At 64.8% G+C, this 17183-nt stretch carries 15 protein-coding genes; 12 read left to right on the top strand and 3 right to left on the bottom strand.

Features of this window, described 5'->3' with window-relative positions; genetic code table 11:
- The first annotated feature begins 262 nt into the window (after positions 1-262).
- The 10 genes from C1H84_RS08415 (at position 263) to C1H84_RS08370 (ending at position 13027) form a co-directional block, all read left to right on the top strand.
- A complete protein-coding gene (locus tag C1H84_RS08415) occupies positions 263-2470 on the top strand; it encodes an acyl-CoA dehydrogenase family protein (RefSeq protein WP_113607117.1) in 2208 nt (735 codons plus the stop codon).
- A gap of 109 nt (positions 2471-2579) precedes the next feature.
- Positions 2580-4733: an acetate--CoA ligase family protein gene (locus tag C1H84_RS08410; protein WP_113607116.1), complete on the top strand. Its 2154-nt coding sequence runs from the start codon at positions 2580-2582 to the stop codon at positions 4731-4733.
- A gap of 82 nt (positions 4734-4815) precedes the next feature.
- Positions 4816-5421 carry a TetR/AcrR family transcriptional regulator gene (locus C1H84_RS08405; protein WP_113607115.1) on the top strand — a complete coding sequence of 202 codons (606 nt, stop codon included), beginning with the start codon at positions 4816-4818 and terminating at the stop codon, positions 5419-5421.
- A 49-nt stretch (positions 5422-5470) separates the two neighbouring features.
- A complete protein-coding gene (locus C1H84_RS08400) occupies positions 5471-6283 on the top strand; it encodes a VOC family protein (RefSeq protein ID WP_113607114.1) in 813 nt (270 codons plus the stop codon).
- A 45-nt stretch (positions 6284-6328) separates the two neighbouring features.
- A complete protein-coding gene (locus C1H84_RS08395; RefSeq protein ID WP_113607113.1) occupies positions 6329-7534 on the top strand; it encodes a thiolase family protein in 1206 nt (401 codons plus the stop codon).
- A 17-nt stretch (positions 7535-7551) separates the two neighbouring features.
- A complete protein-coding gene (locus C1H84_RS08390) occupies positions 7552-7986 on the top strand; it encodes a Zn-ribbon domain-containing OB-fold protein (RefSeq protein WP_047120267.1) in 435 nt (144 codons plus the stop codon).
- On the top strand, positions 7983-9449 hold the full coding sequence (locus C1H84_RS08385; RefSeq protein WP_113607112.1) for an aldehyde dehydrogenase family protein: 1467 nt from the start codon (positions 7983-7985) through the stop codon (positions 9447-9449). The genes C1H84_RS08390 and C1H84_RS08385 overlap by 4 nt, the downstream gene beginning before the upstream one ends.
- A gap of 116 nt (positions 9450-9565) precedes the next feature.
- Positions 9566-11053: an MFS transporter gene (locus C1H84_RS08380; protein ID WP_113607111.1), complete on the top strand. Its 1488-nt coding sequence runs from the start codon at positions 9566-9568 to the stop codon at positions 11051-11053.
- An 864-nt stretch (positions 11054-11917) separates the two neighbouring features.
- Entirely contained in the window at positions 11918-12352 is a 435-nt protein-coding gene (locus C1H84_RS08375) for an Hsp20/alpha crystallin family protein (protein ID WP_113607110.1), read from the top strand.
- A gap of 387 nt (positions 12353-12739) precedes the next feature.
- Complete coding sequence (locus C1H84_RS08370) at positions 12740-13027, top strand: hypothetical protein (RefSeq protein ID WP_047120262.1); 288 nt, start codon at positions 12740-12742, stop codon at positions 13025-13027.
- A 69-nt stretch (positions 13028-13096) separates the two neighbouring features.
- Here the strand turns inward: C1H84_RS08370 and C1H84_RS08365 are convergent, their stop codons facing one another.
- Genes C1H84_RS08365 through C1H84_RS08355 form a run of 3 tightly spaced genes read right to left on the bottom strand, consistent with a single transcriptional unit; the run spans position 13097 to position 15018 of the window.
- The gene (locus tag C1H84_RS08365) at positions 13097-13675 is read right to left on the bottom strand and encodes a DUF3618 domain-containing protein (RefSeq protein WP_113607109.1); all 579 of its coding nucleotides are present in this window, start codon (positions 13673-13675) and stop codon (positions 13097-13099) included.
- Positions 13672-14127, bottom strand: coding sequence for a phage holin family protein (locus C1H84_RS08360; protein WP_424572709.1), 456 nt, complete (start codon positions 14125-14127; stop codon positions 13672-13674). The genes C1H84_RS08365 and C1H84_RS08360 overlap by 4 nt, the downstream gene beginning before the upstream one ends.
- Before the next feature lie 9 nt (positions 14128-14136).
- Complete coding sequence (locus tag C1H84_RS08355; protein ID WP_146955972.1) at positions 14137-15018, bottom strand: hypothetical protein; 882 nt, start codon at positions 15016-15018, stop codon at positions 14137-14139.
- A 369-nt stretch (positions 15019-15387) separates the two neighbouring features.
- Between C1H84_RS08355 and C1H84_RS08350 the strand changes: the two genes are divergently transcribed.
- The gene (locus C1H84_RS08350; RefSeq protein ID WP_113607107.1) at positions 15388-16275 is read left to right on the top strand and encodes a MaoC family dehydratase; all 888 of its coding nucleotides are present in this window, start codon (positions 15388-15390) and stop codon (positions 16273-16275) included.
- Positions 16276-16425: 150 nt separating this feature from the next.
- Positions 16426-17031 carry a TetR/AcrR family transcriptional regulator gene (locus tag C1H84_RS08345; RefSeq protein WP_146955970.1) on the top strand — a complete coding sequence of 202 codons (606 nt, stop codon included), beginning with the start codon at positions 16426-16428 and terminating at the stop codon, positions 17029-17031.
- Positions 17032-17183 lie beyond the last annotated feature (152 nt).

The following is a 17183-nucleotide window of genomic DNA, read 5'->3' as shown; positions in this document are numbered from 1 at the left end:
GTTGCGGAGGATTTTCGTCCTCCGCAACCACGGCTTCCGCTATTCCTCCGGGTGCTTGGACTCAAATCCCGGCAGGGAAAATGGTTGACATAAAAATTTTTTCGAGGGCGCGCAGTGATCAAAATTTTTGTTCACTTTTCCTCGCTCAGGGTGTTGCCTGACTCACAAACGTAAACTAGAGTCTAGTTTCAGTTATTAGCAATAGGTAATCCCGATCACATTGATTCCGGGGTTATGCAGTTCCCTGATTGGAGCACCGGACATGGCCTTATCGTTGACCGAGGAACAGATTGATCTCGCGTCGGCAGTGGTTGACTTTACCCGCCGCAGCGTAGACACGATGACCACTCGGGACGAGCACGAGAAGCTAGCCACCGGTGCCCTTCCAAGCTTCTGGACCGAAATGCTGGAGACCGGGCTGCACGCCCTGCACATCCCTGAGGAGCTCGGCGGCCAGGGCGGAACGCTGGTGGAAACCGCCATCGTCATCGAGGAATTCGGCCACCGCTATGTCTCCGGCCCTTTCCTGCCGACCATGCTGGCCAGCGCCGCCGTCACCCTGGCCGAACCGAACGGCTGCAACCAGCCAATCCTCGCGGACTTCGCCGAAGGCGCCACCGGAACCCTGGTGCTGGCCTCCGAACAGCTCAAGGTCGTGCAGATCGCCGAAGGCTGGGCCGTTGCCGGCCAGCTGCAGGTCATCGGCGCACTTGCCGCCAAGTACCTGGTGCTGGGATTCACCGTCGCGGATACCGCGCGCTACGCGGTGATCGAAGCTCAGGCCGCCGGGGTCTCCCTAGTCCCGGCCGAAGGCACCGACCTGGGCCGCGACGCAGCCACCCTGGTCCTGGACAACGTGGTCATCCCCGCTGATGCGGTGCTGGGCAACGCCACCGCCAGCAAGATCGCCGCGCTGCACGCAGGCTTCACCGGATCGGAAGCCGCCGGCATCATGCGCTGGGCCAGCCAGGTAAGCACCGAATACGCCAAGATCCGTGAACAGTTCAACACCCCGATCGGATCCTTCCAGGCCATCAAGCACAAGTGCGCCAACCTGGCGATCGCCGCCGAAATGGCCACCTCCGCCGCCTGGTCCGCCGTCGTGTCGGTCGGCCAGGACGAAGCCCAGCAGCACCTGGCCGCCGCCGGCGCGCTGGAAGCAGCGATTGTCCCATCCATTGAAGCAGTTACCGAAGCGATCACCATCCTCGGCGGCATCGGCTTCACCTGGGAGCACGACGCCCACCTGTACTGGCGCCGCGCCATCAGCCTGAACGCGCTGAACGCGCCGCTGTCCGGCGAACTGGCGGCGGCCGGCGAAGCCGCGCTGCACACCGAACGCAAGATCGAGGTGGAGCTGGACGAGCCGGACCCCGAATTTCGCACCCGCATCGCCGCCCTGCTGGACACCGCGGCAGGCCTGCGCAACGAGCACGAAGCAGGACGCTGGTACTCCCGCGGCTCGCGCCGCAGCTTCCTGGCAGAGAACGGCCTGGCCGCTCCGCACTGGCCGGCCCCCTACGGACTGGGCGCCAGCCCGGCCGAACAGGTCATCATCTCCCAGGAATACGCCCGCCGCGACATGCTGCAGCCATCCTCGGTCATCGGCGAATGGGCCATGCCCACGATCCTCGCCTACGGCTCCGAAGAGATCAAGGAGAAGTTCGCGCTGCCCACGCTGAAGGGCGAACTGATCTGGTGCCAGCTGTTCTCCGAGCCCGGAGCCGGCAGCGACCTGGCAGGCCTGTCCACCCGCGCCGTCAAGGTCGACGGCGGCTGGAAGCTGACCGGCCAGAAGGTCTGGACCTCCGGAGCCCACGAAGCCCACTGGGGCATCTGCCTGGCCCGCACCGACGCCGAGGTCGCCAAGCACAAGGGCCTGAGCTACTTCTTGGTGGACATGTCAGCTCCCGGCCTGGACGTGCGCCCGCTGCACCAGTCCAACGGAGAAGCCGAATTCAACGAGGTCTTCCTTGACGACGTGTTCGTCGCGGACGACTACCTGCTGGGGGAGCCTGGCCAGGGCTGGCGCATCACCGCCACCACCTTGCAGAACGAGCGCACCCAGATTTCCTCCGGCGTCTCGGTCGGCACCGAGGACGGGCTGCGCGAACTGATCTCCGGCGACAATTTCGTTGGAACCCGCGAGAACGCGCTGGAGGTGCTGGGCCGCGCCGCCGCGATCAGCACCGCCATCGGCGCGATGAACCTGCGCGAAACCCTGCGCCAGGTCAACGGCCTGCAGCCGGGGGCCGGCTCCTCGCTGGCCAAGGTGGCCCACGGCCGCCTGGCCCGCCAAGCCGCCGGGGACCTGCTGAAGCTTGCCGGCCCCGCGGCGCTCTTCGCCCACGCGCCGGCCGCCGCCGTCAATTCGCAGCTGACCATTCCGGCGGCGCTGATCGGCGGAGGCACCATCGAAATCCAACTCAACGTGATTGCCGAGCGGATCCTGGGGCTGCCGCGCAGCTAACCCGCCCTTGCAGTACCCAGAGCTCGACCCTCCAGTATTCCTCCGGGCCCCCAGCCCGAAATGCGCCCGCCGACGATGACGGAGCGCGCCGTGAAAGGACAACTAAGGCATGACCGCTGTGACCAATGAAATCAACACCGCAGGCCCCGTCACCCCGGGCCGTTTGCGGGAACTGCTTGAACCGCGCTCGATTGTGATCATCGGGGCGAACAGCAAGTCCACCTGGTCCCACTTCGCCCACTCGAACCTCCTGGCCGCCGGCTTCACCGGGCAGCTGTACCTGGTCAACCGCCGCGCCGAAGAATGCCACGGCCAGGCCTCCTACGCAAGCACCGCCGAGCTTCCCGAAGCCCCGGAACTTGCCATCGTGCTCACCGGCACCAACTCGCTGCCGGATATCCAGGAGCAGTGCATCGCCCGCGGCATCCGCAACCTGATCGTGCTGGCCTCCGGGCTGGGCGAGGCAGGGGCCGAAGGCCAGGCGCTGCAGCAGCAGCTGGTGGACCGCGCCCGCGAAGCCGACCAGCTGATCCTGGGCCCGAACAACCTGGGATTCATCAACGCGCATGCAAAGGTCGCGTCCTTCGCCCATATGACCGAGCTGCCGCTGGTGGCCGGCGGGGTCGGCGTGGCAAGCCAGTCCGGCGCACTGGCCATCTACCTGCTGCCGTACATGGCAAGCCGCGGGGTGGGCACCTCGATTTCCGTAACCGTGGGCAACGAAGCCATGATCTCCGCCATCGACGTCATGTCGCTGCTGGTGGATGACGAGAACACCAAGGTCATCGCCGCCTACCTGGAACAGGTCACGGACACCAAGCAGTTCCTGGACGTGGCCCGTCGCGCCCGCGAGGCCGGCAAGCCGATCGTGCTATTCAAGGCCGGCGCCTCCGAGGCCTCCGCCAAGGCCGCCGCCGCGCACACCGGCTCGCTGGCCGGGGACGACAAGATCTTCGACGCGGTCTGCAAGCAATTCGGCGTGATCCGGGTGGCGAACATCGAGGACCTGGTGGCCACCGCAGGCATCCTCGAATCCTACGGCGCGCTGCCCGGCCCGCGCTTCGGCGTGGTCACCGGCTCCGGCGCGATGTGCGCGCTGGTGGCGGACAAGGCCGAGGCCGCCGGCCTGCAGCTGCCCGCCCCCGCGGAGTCCACCGTGCGCCAGCTGCGCGAAGACGGCCTGCCTGAATTCGCCGCCGTGAACAACCCGATGGACACCACAGGCTACATTTCCGTGGACCCGTCCATCCTCACCAAGGCCGGGGACGCGTTCATCAACGACGAGAACTTCGACTTCGTGGTGCTGAACACCTCCTGGCCGAACAACCAGTTCATGGTGGACCTGGGCAAGCCGACCCAGGAGGGCCTGCACCGCCAGCTCAAGGGCTCGGCCAAGCCGGTGGTGGCCATGAGCTTCCTGCCCACCGAGGTCAACGAGTTCGCGCGCAGCTTCGCCGCCAAGCACGGTCTGCCGCACGCCTCGGACTCCTTCGACCGCGGCATCGAAGCCGCCGGGCACAGCTTCTGGTGGGGGCAGCGCACCGCGCAGCTGTCCGCCGAGCCGAAGCTGGAGGCTCCGGCCGCCATCGCCAAGCCAGAAGGCGCCGAGCACTGGACCGAAATCGAGACCGGCGACTTCCTGCGCGAACAGGGTGTGCCCTACGTGCCGGGACGTGTTGTCACCTCCGCCGCGGACGCCGTGGCTACCGCACAGGAGATCGGCTACCCGGTGGTGCTGAAGGTCGCCAGCGAGGACATCGCCCACAAGACCGAGGTCGGGGGCGTGCGCCTGATGCTCAAGGACGCCGAAGAGGTGTCCGAGGCCTATGAATTCATCGTGGACTCCGTGGCCAGGCTGGCTCCGGACGCGCAGGTCCAGGGTGTGGCGGTTTCGCCGATGCGCCCTGCCGGCAACGAGCTGCTGGTCGGCATCATCACCGACCCGCAGTGGGGCAAGATGCTGGCCGTCGGCTTCGGCGGCGTGCTGGTGGAGATCCTGAAGGATTCCGCGCTGCGCCTGCTGCCGGTCAGCCCGGCGGAGATCCGCCGCATGCTCGAATCGCTGCGCGGCATCGACCTGCTCAAGGGCTTCCGCGGCAGCGAACCCACCGACCTGGACGAGCTCGCCCAGGTGATCTTCCAGATCACCCAGGTCGCCCAGGGGCTGGGTGAGGATCTTGAAGAACTTGAAATCAATCCGCTGCGGGTTGCCGGAAACCAGATCGAGGCGCTGGACGCCCTGATCCGCTGGAAGGACCGGTAAATGAATACCGGCGATAGGCAATTCGCCCAAAACTTGGTGATACCGTGGGAATCCACGGCACACACCACTTACGAGGCACATCATGGCAGGAACCATTTCCACGGAGCAGGCAGAGCTTCCGGCCTACCAGGTCGTCAGGCGCCAGCGCATCATCGATGCGGGCAAGGACCTGCTGCGAGTGCAGGACTACGACTCGATCCAGATCCGCGACGTGGCCTCCGAAGCGAACGTCGCGCTGGGCACGCTGTACCGGTACTTCAATTCCAAGGAACACCTGTACGCGAACGTGGTCTACGACTGGGCGCTGCCCTTCGCCCAGCGGACGGTGCCAGCGGGCGCCGGGCTGAGCACCACGGAAGTGATCTCCCGCAGGCTGCGCAATGCCTTGAGCAGCTTCGAGAAGCACCCGTACTTCTACAAGGCGATCCTGCAGCTGCGCAGCAGCACCGCGGAGGACGTCGCCCCGGTCATGGCCCGGCTCGGCGAGGTGCTGGAAGCACCGATCCGCGAGGCAATGAGCGCTCTGGACGATGCGGAAGCCGCGGACATCACCGTGATGGTGTGGGCGCTGCTGCTGGACGTCGTCTCGCGGGTGATTCTGAAGGACAAGACCATGGAACAGGCCTACGGGGTGCTCGACCGCTTCGTGGCGCTGATCCAGCACCGTCTGGAGCAGGCCGAAGCCTAGGGGCCAGTCCTTTTCCTTCCCATTCCATCTCCCGTCTCGGGGGTGTCTCATGAGCGCCCACGAACTGGACCATGTGGCCTTCGCCGTGCCTTCCTGGCGCACTGCCGGGGATAGCGTGCACCGCGCGCTCGGCGCCCGCTGGGTCTCGGGATTCCACCAGGGTGCCTTCAGCCCCTGCCAGCTGGAACTGGCCGAGGGCATGCGCCTGGAACTGCTGCAGCCTCCCGCCGACGGCGGCGGTTTCGTCGCCGAGCACCTGGCCCGCAGCCACGGCGCAGCCAACCCGCACCACATCACCTTCAAGGTGGCGGACATCCATGCCTCGATGACCCTCGCCCGCGCGGCCGGGGTGCGCACCATCCTTGAAAACCTGGACAACCAGTGGTGGAAGGAGCTGTTCCTCCACCCCAAGGACACCGGACTGGGGTTCCTGGTGCAGCTGGTGCAGACCGAACTGACACTTGACGGGCAGGACGAGTTTACCGCGCCCGGCGCGGTCGACTGCCCCTGGGACGAACAGCCCCGGGCGCAGAATCCGCCGCAGCGGCTGGACTTCATCGCCGGCCGCATCCGTTCCGCGGCCCAGGCCCGGCTGGTGCTGGGCACGGTGCTCGGCGCCCAGGTGATGAACCTGGAAGACGACCCGCAGACCCTCATGTTCTCCTGGCCGCTGGGCTCCAGCCTGGTGCTCCAGGTCGACGAGCAGGCCGAACCGGGACTGCAGGCCCTGTCCTTCACCGACCCCGTGCTGCCCGCACCGATCATGGATGCCGGCCTGCTGCAGGCGCTGCGCGAATCCGGGAGCAGGTTCGAGGCCCTGGGTCTGGACATCCTCGCCGGCCAGCACGCGCCGGCCGCCTGACACACGAACTTCACCATCAAAGAATTAGCACTAAGGAGTCACCCCATGGGACTGAGAGGCGAAGCAGCCATCCTCGGCTACTGCGAACTTCCACCGCAGCGAAAGCTCACCCGCGAACCGTCGTTCAACCTGGAGCAGTGGGCCCGGCTGTCCAAGGCCGCGCTGGATGACGCCGGACTGTCCGCCACGGACGTCAACGGCGTGATCACCCCGCTGATCGGCGAGGCGGACATGTTCGTTCCATCCACCGTCACCGAATACCTGGGCATCTACGCGAACTTCGCGGAGATCGTCGATCTGGGTGGCGCGGGATCCGCGGCCGGCATCTGGCGCGCCGCGGCCGCCGTGGAGCTGGGCCTGTGCGACGCGGTGCTGGTGACCTTCCCCGGCACCCACCACTTCCCGATGGACGACCGCAAGCCGTTCGTGATGGACGACAAGATGCACTTCGGGGCTTCCTCCAACGCCTTCGGCTCCCCACAGGCCGAGTTCGAGATCCCCTACGGCAACCTGGGCCAGAACGGCCCCTACGGGCAGATCGCCAAGCGCTACGGCTACGAGTTCGGCTACGACGAGCGGGCCATGGCCAAGATCGCCGTGGACCAGCGCACCAACGCCTGTGCCACCCCGGAGGCGGTATTCCACGGCCAGCCGATCACCGTGGCCGACGTGTTGAACTCGCCGATGATCGCCGACCCGCTGCACATGCTTGAAATCGTCATGCCCTGCCAGGGCGGCGCGGCAGTGGTGGTGGGCAACGCGGATCTGGCCCGCAAGTCCAAGAACCGCCCGGTGTGGATCACCGGCTTCGGTGAACGCGTGCCCTACAAGACCCCGACCTACGCCCGCGACCTGATGACCTCGCCGATGGTGCACGCCGCCGAGCAGGCGTTCTCCATGGCAGGCATCACCCGCTCCGAGGTGGACATGGTCTCCATCTACGACTGCTACTCCATCACCGTGCTGATGAGCCTGGAAGACGCGGGCTTCGCGGAAAAGGGCAAGGGCATGGACTTCGTGACCAACCACGATCTGACCTTCCGCGGGGACTTCCCGATGAACACCGCCGGCGGGCAGCTGTCCTTCGGCCAGGCCGGTGTGGCAGGCGGCATGCACCACGTCATCGACGGGGCGCGCCAGATCATGGGCCGCGCCAACGCCGCCCAGGTGGCCGACTGCAACCGCGCGTTCGTCAGCGGCAACGGCGGCATCATGAGCGAGCAGACCGCGCTGATCCTGCAGGGCGACTAGAAAGGGAAAACCAGAAAATGACCACCTACACCCCGGAAACCCTGTCCCGGCCGCTGCCGGTTCCGACCCCGTTGACCCGCCCGTTCTGGGACGCCCTTGCCGAGCGCAAGATCCGCATCCAGTACTCGCCGTCCCTGGGGGAGTACATCTTCTACCCGCGCCCGCTGGCCCCGCGCACCCTAGCCGACGACCTTGAATGGCGCGAGATCTCCGGTGCCGGCACGCTGTACACCTACACCGTGGCCACCCGCCCGCCGGCCGCCCATTTCGCCTCGGCCGGGGAAATGATCCTGGCCATCGTCCAGTGGGACGAGGGACCGAAGTTCTCCACCGAAATCGTCAACGCCGACCCGGCGCAGCTGGAGATCGGCATGCGCGTCCGCCCGGTCTTCTGCGACCACCCCGAGGGAGACATCACCATGCTTCGCTACGAACCGGAGACCAACTCATGAGCGTCGAAACTGGCATCCAGCTGCCTGCCCCGTCCCTGCGCATCGGTGCGCAGGTGATCCTTCAGGGCGACACCACCCACGAGCACATCGACCCTGCCACCGGGAAGGTCAACGGCCTGGTGCCCATGGCCTCCACGGAACAGATCGACCAGGCCGTGCTGTCAGCCCGCGCCGCCTTCCTGGAATGGCGAGCGCTGCCCGCCAGCCAGCGCTCGCGCAAGCTGATGAAGCTCGCCGAACTCATGGAGCAGAACACCGAGCTGCTGGCCGCCGCAGGCATGGCGGACAACGGCGCCCCGCGCATCACCGCGGGGAACATGGTCGGCGCCGCAGTGGAATGGACCCGCTACTACGCAGGCTGGGCGGACAAGCTGCCGCTGGGCCGCATCACCAGCAACGGCGGGGCCGGCGGATCCTTCGGCCACACGCTGCGCCAGCCCTACGGCGTCATCGGCGCCATCATCACCTGGAACGCGCCGCTGATGTCCCTGGCCATGAAGGTCCCGGCGGCCCTGGCCGCCGGCAACACCGTGGTCATCAAGCCCAGCGAGCTGACCCCGTTCACCCCGACCGTCTTCGCGGACCTGGCCCGCGAGGCGGGGATCCCGGACGGCGTGATCAACATCGTTCCCGGCGGCCCGCAGGCCGGCGCCGCACTGGTCGAGCACCGCCTGGTCAAGAAGATCACCTTCACCGGGGGACCGGCCACCGCGCAAATCATCGCCGCCTCCTGCGCCAAGACCTTCAAGCCGATGATCCTGGAACTGGGCGGCAAGTCCGCCAACCTGGTCTTCGAAGACGCCGATCTGGACAAGGCCGCCGGCCACGCGGCATTCTTCGCCTTCGGCATGATGAGCGGCCAAGCCTGCGCGCTGCCGACCCGCCTGCTGGTGCAGGAATCGGTGTACGAGCAGTTCATCGAAAAGGTCGCGCAGGCCGCGGCGCAGTTCCCCATCGGGGATCCGGCCGGCGAATACACCATGTGCGGACCGGTCATCAACCAGGCCGCGATCGACCGCATCGACTCGATGCTCGGCGACGCGCTGGAAGAAGGTGGACGCCTGGTCACCGGCGGGCAGCGCCTGGGCGGGGATCTGGCCGAGGGCTTCTACTACCCGCCGACCATCGTGGCCGACGTGGAGCCGGATGGATCGCTGGCGCAGAACGAGGTATTCGGCCCGGTGCTGGCGGTGATTCCGTTCCGCGATGAAGCGCATGCGCTGGACATCGCGAACGGCACGGATTACGGACTTTCGGGGTACATCTGGACCTCTGATCTGGGACGCGGGCTGCGGCTGGCCGAGTCGATGGAGACCGGCGAGATCGCAGTCAACGGCGCCTTCAATGCCACGGCCGAACGCCCCTTCGGCGGCATCGGCCACTCAGGCATCGGAAACGAAGGCGGACTTGAAGGTCTGGAAGAGTTCTTCTGGACCAAGTCGGTGGGTATCGCAACCCACTAAAACAGCTGCCCGCTCGGGCAAGAACATCACCGCATGGCCTTGCCCGGGCGTCCTGTCCGGAGGGTGCCTAGGTGACCCCTCAGAGCGCCGAAACGGCGCGGTAAGGCAGGACAAAGATGTCTCAGGCTAGACCCCCAAAGCTGAGTGCGACGCGTGCATCGGCTCCGGGATTCGTGGCGGTAGTCGCGGTCTTGGTGCTGACAGAGATTGTTTCAGCGTTCGAGCTTTCAATGATGTACGTAACCCTCCCGACGCTCATGGCGGACTTCCACGTGGATGCGAATGCCGTGGCCTGGGTGGTCACCATCTACCTTCTGGTGTCCGCGTCGGCGGCGCTGCTCGGCGGACGCTTCGGCGACCTGTACGGCAGGCGCCGGGTCATGGTGGTGGTGCTAGCCCTGGCCGCCATCGGCTCGCTGATCTCCCTGGTCGGCAGCAGCCTTGAAATGATCATCCTCGGCCGCGGCATCCAAGGTGCGGCCGGTGCCGTCATGGGTCTGGCATTCGGCCTGGCCCGCGAGCACCTCGACGAGAAGCGCCTGCCCGTGGGCGTCTCCATGATCGGCGCCTCCGCGCTGATCGCCGGCGCCGGCGGCGCCCTGATTGCCGGCCTGATGATCGACTCCTTCTCCTGGCATGGAATCTTCCTATTCGCCGGCGTGCTGGCAGTGCTGGCGGTCATCGCCGTGCTCGTGGTGCTTCCGAAGGACAAGCCCCGCGAAACCACTTCCGGCCGGCTGGATATCGCCGGCGCGCTGCTGCTGCCGCTGGGTGCTTCCGGCATCCTGCTGGGCCTGTCCAACAGCGCCAAGGCCGGCTGGGCCTCGCTGGGCGGCGGCGGACTGCTGATCGCCGGTCTGGTAATCGTCGCCGTATGGGTCTGGTGGGAACTGCATTCCCAACGCCCGATCGTGAACCTGAAGATGTTCAAGAACCGCCAGATCGCCCTGGTCATGACCGCCACCTTCCTGGCTGCGGTCGGGCCTATCGGCGGCATGTCGGTGCCGAGCCAGTACGTGCTGCAGTACCCGGTGGAAATGGGCTTCGGCCTGGGCTTCTCCGCCGCGGCCGCAGGCCTGTTCAGCGGGGGCACCGCGCTGCTTGGCTACTTCTTCTCCCCGCTGGGCGGCAAGCTCGCCCAGGTGTTCAACGCGCGCTTCGTGTTCATCACCGGCCTGCTGCTGATGCTCGCCGCTGTCGCAACAATCATGTTCACCCTGGGCAACATGCTGGTCTTCCTGGTGGCCATGTCGGTCAACGCGGTGGGCATCGCCCTGACCTTCGGCGCCCTGCCGAACGTGCTGATCGAGGCGGTTCCCGAGACGCATACCTCGGAGAGCGCCGGAACCAACACCATGGTGCGCAATATCGGCCAGTCCGTGGCCACCGCCGTGGGCGCATACCTGCTGGCCCGCCACCAGGACCCGGTCACCACCGCGGTGGGGGAGCAGGGCGTCTTCGAGGCCTTCGGCTTCGTCGCGGTCTTCGGCCTCGCCGCGCTGGTGATCGCATTCATGCTCAGCCGCACCCCGAAGGTCTGGGTACCGCAGGATGCCGCCATGGTGATGCCGGTCAAGGCCGAACCGGCTGGCGACTTGATTTAGGGCAACACGCCAAAGGGCGCAGCACTCCCCGGAGCCCGCCGGGGGGGGGTGCTGCGCCCTTTGGCATGTGAACTGTCCCTGCGGACATCCTGCGCAAACTCCCCTCGAATCGTCCCTGGGCAAGAATCATTTCCAAGAAAAGCTGGCTCAGGTTCGCGTGCCCGCGCGGACAAGCCGCGGGATGCAGCAAGGAAGCATCCCGCCAGCGGCGTTACCTTCTTGCGCATTTGGATTCCTGATGTCGTGCGATTACGCCATTGCCGGGAACCCACCAGTATCACGTCCCACGGCGGAACAGCTCAAGAATTATCCAGGGCATCTCAGTGCCCCCGCGCGGAGGCACCTGCAGGTTCTGGTCGGCAAAGGGCTCCTCCCGCCCAGCGGAAGGGTACGGGATGCGTAGGAGCCCAGAGCCGCTGGGACAAACCGGGGCTTCCCCTGAACCGGGTGCACCGATATCACGACGCCTGGTTGCCGAGGCCCGGTGGACAGCGGGGAACTATGCTCCAGGAACATCGACGCCTCGGAGCCGGTGGTGAAGCAGCTGCCTGCATTCCGTGAAGCTTGAACTCCAGTGCCGCTGCTTTGCCGGATGGCAACGGATGCGGCTTCTACTATTCACTGTGGGGTCATAAGCGCGCATGCAAGCCGCGCCGGCTGTGCGCTCATGCCGGGGCATCGGCAGCCGTCGAGGGCGAGGCATGCGCCTGCACAGGTTTGTCCGCTTTTCCCGAAAAACACTCCCCGAGGCATCTTGCGTACCGCCACGAGGCCGTGTTATAAAATCTACATCGTCAGACATAGATCTGGCGGGATGTGAATTGCACCATCACCGTATGTCAGCTTCGAAAGGAATGAGTTTCGATGATGCAAACCGACGTTCTTCGTGATTTCGACCGCTTGGTCCAACGCGCTTTCAACACCCAGCTCAGCTCCGAGCCAGTCCACGCCATGCCGATGGAGGCGTGGCGGGACGAGGAGGGCTTCCACGCGGAGTTCGACCTCCCGGGCATGGATGCCCAGCAAATCGAGATGGTTGTGGAAAAAAGCATTCTCACGATTCGTGCCGAACGCGCCAAGCCGGAAGGCCGTCAATATATCGCGGGCTCCGAGCGCCTTTGGGGCCAGTTCAGCCGAGAGCTGGTGCTTGGCGACCATCTCGATCCGGCATCCATCCAAGCTCGTTACGCAGACGGTGTCCTGCGCCTTGACATCGCGGTGGCTGAGGCCGCGAAGCCGCGTCGCATCAAGATTTCAACGGCGGCAAAGGGCGAGGCTCCCAAGGAACTAGCGAGTTGACCCTAGCCACAGCAATTGGGACGAGAGCCGAGGCGAGCGGCCATCGCAGTGCCGCTGGCCTGATTCATGAACCGCTGGTTGTCGATGGCGCGTTGTTCTCGGTAATGTGCGGGCTTGGATTGGCCGCTGAGGCATGTCGAGATCAGGCACTTTCCCCACACGGGTCCATTTCGCCGCGGTAAGCTTCGAGGCTCGGTATGCGCTGCCAAGAAGCACAAGGTGCTTCGCAGTTGCGCGAAACAGCGAAGCGGAGAGATATGCAGTGGCGGCCTTATTCACGATTTCCGCTGTCGTAGCGGGAAATTTCTGGTAGGGCCTAAGTAGTTGTTCGAAGTGTGTGCCTGGCAAAGCCGTCAGGCCCACCCCGGGATGCAAGGAAGGTCTGAAATGTCAGGGTCGTTATTGAACATCCACCTCGACGATGATCAAATCGCCGAGCTGAATGCTGCGCTTTGCGCTTATCGCGATCACTTTGTTGAGCTGATTGAGTCGAATGACGGGTACGAGGGATTCCGGGCTCGGGAGAATGATGCGTTCTGGCGCGGGAAAGTCGCATCGCTCCAAGATCTCATCGACCAGATCAATCGATCGTTATACGGGATCCAACCCCATGCGCCCAGCGTATCGGAGCAGACCCTGCCCGCTCAGCAGGGGACGCCGATGCTCCTGTCGTGACTCGCTCGCGTCGCGCACCAGGGCCGGCATCCTGTGAGGGATGCCGGCCCTGGCGCTAATCGGTTTTCGTCAGGCTTGGTCCTTGTAGTCCTGGACGCTGCTCTTGGCTTCTTGCTTCAGATGCTGGGATTCGCTCACGGCCTCCGCTTTCACCCGATCCACGGACTGCTGAGCGGTGTCCTTGAGGTCATCCACTACGGCCGACACCGGCTCTTTCATGTCTTCAGCCACCTGCTTGGCCGCATCGCTAAGCTCAGTCGTCAACGGCTCGGCCTTGTCCTTCAAGCGTTGAACCATCTCTTCCTCCTGGCGGCTTCCCGGAATAAGGGACGAGGCGAGCAGCCCCGCACCGAAAGCGATGAGCCCGGCGGCCAGGGGGTTGCCGCGGGTCTGCTCTGCGACCTTCTGCGGTGCTTCATGGACTGCGTCGCTGGCATCGTGCGCTGCTTGCTGGGTTCGTTCGCTCACGTCTTCACTCCGTCCCATGACTGTTTCCTTGACCCTGCTCACCGAATCCTTGATTCTGGCGGTTTGCCGGTGTGCGATGTGGCTGGGGCTGACCTTGTCGACAATCGCATCGACATCGTTGCGCAGCTCATCGCGGGTCTGCGCGATGTCTGCTCGAAGTTCATTTGAATCCTTGCTCATCGGGTTTCCTCTTTCGGATTGAAAGCTGACGGGATCTTCTTCACTGTTTGGGCGGTCTTCGGCATGCCCTTGACCGACTTGAGCTGCTTGCGCGCCACGACCGCGAGAATCGCGGCAATGACTGCCCAGATCACCGCGACGATCACCGCGGACCAGCCATGGCCAGTCCACTGGCCGATTCCTACCCATGCGGCTACGGAGAGGAAAAGCAGGACGAAATGCGCTGCGATCCCGGCTCCGGCGTACATCCCGGCCCCCTTGCCCGCATTGCTCGCGGACTCCTTCAGCTCTGTCTTGGCCAGCTCCACTTCCTGCCGGACCAGGACCGAAACGTTCTGCGTCAGGTCGCTGAAGAGGGTTCCCAGAGTGTTTGGTTCTTCCATCCGGGGGTTATGGGGGCGGGTATCGGGGTTCTCTGGATGAGGTTCGTAGTCTGGAGCAGAATGACTCATCGGTGCCTCCTACCGGTAGTCTTCAGGGCGCGGGTTCAGCCCTGGGTATTTCTGAAGTGGATTGTCGTTCAGCTCGTCCTCGGTCGTGCCGGTGCGAAGCGCCGATGGATCGGCCTGCCCCACCGGTGGCGGCGTGACACGGGGAGCGGTCTTCAGCGGTTCGGCGTGCGGTCGCTCGGAAGGATAGCTGGTGCCCGCCGGGGCATTGGCGGTTGCCTCTGGCGACTGCCGCTGACGTTCTTTCGAGGCGCTGGCGTTGCGCGTGATTCGACCCGCCAGCAAGCCAGCGCCCAGGGCGATGCCCAAGAACGCGCCGGGGCGTTTGCGGGCGAAATCCTTGACCTCGTCCACCAGATCGCCGGGTTCGCGTTGGTCCAACCAGTCCGCGACGCGGCCACTGTGATGGGACGCCTGATCCACCAGCGTAGCCGCGGTGCCGGTGGCCTGCGATTGGTCGAGCATTGAGCGGAACTCGTTGCTGATATCTCGAAGGTTCTCGGCAACCTTGCGTTGCTGCAGCGAAGTTTGCTCGCGCAAATCCGCGCCGAGCTCTTCAAAGAGGTGGGCAGCTTGTTCCTTGGCCTGGCCAGCGACCATGGTCGCTTCCTGCTTCGCGGTGTCCATGACTTCGGCTGCCGAATGCTGGCCCTCGGCGGCAAGGTCCTTGGTCGCCTCGCCGGCCTGGGCTAGCTTGGATTCGTCCTCCCCGCCGTGGGCAGCGCCGACGCGCGATGCAGAGTCGGTTTCCACGTGCTCAGGGAGGAACTGGTCATTCATTGGAGGAACTGGCGGAGCCGGGGCCACCGGTGGCTGGGGAGGGACTCCCGTCCCGTTGGCCGGCTCGGACAGATCGGGAGACGGGCTGGTGTTGGGAAAGTTCTCGTTGCTCATGTCACGCCTTTCTCTAGGGACGTACGTGAAGTCGGATGCGCATTCCGACGTTCGGTTGCCATGGATCTATACAGAGCGACCCTGTATGCCCTTGAGCTTAGAAGTGGGTCTTCGGGCAAGGAGGCATCTTCGAGAATCAAGAGGTTTCTCTCAGGTTCGAGGGGTGTTCATTGCCAGCAATGCCAAAAGCTGGCCTATGGCTCTGCTATGGGCAGGCAGCTTCCCGTTCTTGATCTGGGCAATCCCTGAGGCAAGGACCCAAAGCAGATTTTGCGCGGGGAAGCCCTAGACGAAAATTAGAATCTAGTTATAGTCTTGGTGGAGATAAGTGACTCGCATCATAAGATTGCGGGATGGAAGGGCAAGATCATGGCAATTTTTACTGAGAATATCGGCAAGGTCACCGTAGGAGAACCCGTCACTTGGGACAGCGATGCAGCCCTGCTCTATGCGCTGAGCATCGGCGCCGGGCGTCCCGATGCAGCCGAAGGCATCGAATACACTACCGAGAATTCCTTTGGGGTCCGCCAAAAGGTCTTCCCGACCTTCCCTGTCGTCCTCGGCGGCAGTGGCGGTTCCATGGATCACCTCGGAGACTTCAAGCTGCACCAGATCCTGCACGGAGGCCAGTCGCTCGTACTGCACCGGCAACTCGCCCCGCAGGGTTCCCTCACCCCGCGCAGCTACATTAGCGCCGTCTACGACCAAGGCAAGAACGCAATCATCGAGCTGACCACCGATCTGGTGGACCCTGAAGACCAGCTGGTCGCCACGACAGTGATCTCCATGATCATCCGCGACGAAACCGGCTATGGGCCGCGACCGGAAGGAGCTGGCGGTTGGACCGATCCGGCAACCGAACCTGACGCAGTCATCACGCAGGCGACCAGCGTCGACCAGGCGCTGCTGTACCGCCTGAACGGCGACCGCAACCCCCTGCATTCCGACCCCGTGATGGCCAGCAAGGTCGGCTTCCCTCGCCCGGTGCTGCATGGCCTGTGCACCTACGGCATGGCGGCCCTTGCGCTGGTGCGCAACTCGCGGCTGCTGGCCGAACGAGGTCTGGGCTCGATCAACGCCCGCTTCGCCGCTCCGGTCTTCCCGGGGCAAATGCTGGAAACCCGCATCTGGAACACCAGCGACGGCGCCCTGTTCCAGGTGCTCGCCGACGGGAAGATCGTGCTGGACCGCGGAGTCGCCACGGCCGCGGTAGTCGCGGAAGGTTCCGTTGAGCTCAAGGACGCTGCCGTGAAGTAGCCGGCAATTGATCGACCCATGCGCCGCACCGGGCTGCCGAAAAGGCCAGCCGGGTGCGGCGAATTATTTTGCAGGCAAACGGCGACTCAGTGTCATCCCCGCGCACCGGATATGATCGGGTTTAGCGTCCACAGCTAAGGAATCAAGAACGTGAAGACTGAGCAACGCCCCATGAAGCCGTCCGGAGAGAAGCAGGGCAGCCGCGAAAAGATCCTCGATGTCGCCACCGATCTGTTTGTCGAGCACGGCTATGCAGGAACCCCGCTCAGCGCCATCGCCGCGCAACTGGATTTCACAAAGGCCGCGCTGTACTACCACTTCAAGAGCAAGGTCGATATCCTCTCCGGAATCCTCTCGCCCCTGCTGGACGCCATTGACGAGCTGCTGGAGCGGGCTCCCGAGCGCTTCCCCGACGCGCAGCAGCGCTGGGAATTCCTCTACACCTATTCGCAAGTCCTGCTCTCTCACTCGCGCGCGGTGGAAGTGCTGGCCATCAACAGCAGCAATACCTGGCTGCCGGATGAGATCAAGGAAAGGATCGAGTACCACCGCCGCCGCACCATGGAATTGGCAATGCTCCCGGACATGAGCGACGAGGACCAGGTCAAGGCCATCCTGATCATGGACATGCTGCACCGGGAGATCGTTTTCACCGATGACCGCATGGTGGTTCCGGGGATGACGCCCGAACGCCGCCGCGAGATCGTCTATGCGTTCATCCACGAGGTGCTCGACGCGACCAGCTCCGCCCACTGACTCCATGCCAGGGCTGCGTTGCGCGTCCGGGTTCCCGCTGGAATGAAACTGCCGAACCGCTGGCCGACGCGCGGACTATGAGTCCAGGGCACCGCGCTTGATCGACCAGCGGGAACCAGCGGCAGGCGTTCGTCCGAGGAGCAATACGGACC

It is taken from the genome of Glutamicibacter soli, assembly GCF_003309065.1.
GTDB lineage: Bacteria > Actinomycetota > Actinomycetes > Actinomycetales > Micrococcaceae > Glutamicibacter > Glutamicibacter soli.
This window is presented reverse-complemented; position numbering and strand designations above follow the sequence as displayed.